Source organism: Streptomyces mutabilis (genome assembly GCF_014649815.1).
Lineage (GTDB): Bacteria > Actinomycetota > Actinomycetes > Streptomycetales > Streptomycetaceae > Streptomyces > Streptomyces mutabilis.
Map to the genome: position 1 here is coordinate 1 of NZ_BMTT01000070.1, position 1548 is coordinate 1548.

A 1548-nucleotide genomic window follows, 5' to 3' on the forward strand; every position below is an offset into this window, starting at 1 on the left:
AGGAACTAGCATTATAGGTGTATTAAACACCATGAGTTTGATGATGGCTCTGATTGAACGCTGTCCAAGTACTTGACACATGCTAATCGAACGACTAATTAGTTTTAATAAACTAAGTAGTAGTGGTGTACAGGTGAGTAAAAGATAATTTGGCTACCTTAAAGTAAGGGGAAAATCCCTTATAAACGAAAGGAAAATAAAAGTCCGCTTTAAGATGTTAATCTTTATCTCGGGGAGTAGTAGGAAAGGTAATGACTTTTCTAGCTAAAATCCGTAGTCGTGACTGAGAGGTCGATCGACCACATTGGGTCTGAAAAAACCCCAATGCGTATTAGTACAGCAGTGAGGAATATTGGTCAATGGCCGAAAGGCTGAACCAGTAACTTGGAAGAATGTAAGTGTATTATTGTAATACAATAACGATTAACTCGTATAAAATTCTAAATAGGATAATGATAATGACAATTTCCTATTTATAAGTCTTGACCAAATTACGTGCCAGCAGTCGCGGTAATACGTAGAAGACTAGTGTTAGTCATCTTTATTAGGTTTAAAGGGTACCTAGACGGTAAATTAAACTCTAAATGAGTACTTTTTTACTAGAGTTTTATGTGAGAAGGAAGAATTTCTGGAGTAGGGATGAAATACTTTGATACCAGAAGGACTGGTAACGGCGAAGGCATCCTTCTATGTAAAAACTGACGTTGAGGGACGAAGGCTTGGGTAGCAAGAAGGATTAGATACCCTAGTAGTCCAAGCAGAAAATGATGAATGTCATAGGCTAGATTACATTTAGTCTATAAATGAAAGTGTAAGCATTCCACCTCAAGAGTAATATGGCAACATATAAACTGAAATCATTAGACCGTTTCTGAAACCAGTAGTGAAGTATGTTATTTAATTCGATAATCCGCGAAAAACCTTACCACAGTTTGAATAACATTAAATTGTTACAAGCGCTGCACGGCTGTCTTTAGTTAATGTCGTGAGATTTGGTTAACTCCTCTAATTAACGAAAACCCTCACTTTATTTGAATACATAAAGTGGTTCGCCACTACATTGGACCAGATAATAGGGATTAAGACAAGTCATCATGGCCTAAATACTGTGGGCTATAGACGTGCCACATACGCCTTAACAAAGGGATGCGATATTGTGAAATGGAGCTAATCCCCAAAATTGGATATAATATGGATTGTAGTCTGTAACTCGACTACATGAATAAGGAATTACTAGTAATCGTGAATCACCATCGTCACGGTGAATTTAATCTCAGTTAGGTACTAACCACTCGTCAGGCGCTGAAAGGAGTATGTGCAATAAGTTTGATTTACCTAGGTATTAGTATATACAATCAGGTTTATATATATATAGGTTAAATTTTCGTATGCATGACTTTGATTGGTGTTAAGTCGAAATACGGTTCGTGTAATGGAAATTGCACGGGATTCATAACTTTTAACTAAAAAAATTATATAATAAGGAAGGGTCCGTTTGTTGGTTGACGGGTTGAGCTGTAAACTCAATGGCTATATGCCATCAAAGGT

The 1548-nt window shown here is 36.7% G+C and carries 1 rRNA gene; it reads left to right on the forward strand.

The features are described from left to right. Positions 1-25: 25 nt before the first annotated feature. Positions 26-1461, forward strand: a 16S ribosomal RNA gene (locus IE142_RS39570). Positions 1462-1548: the final 87 nt, after the last annotated feature.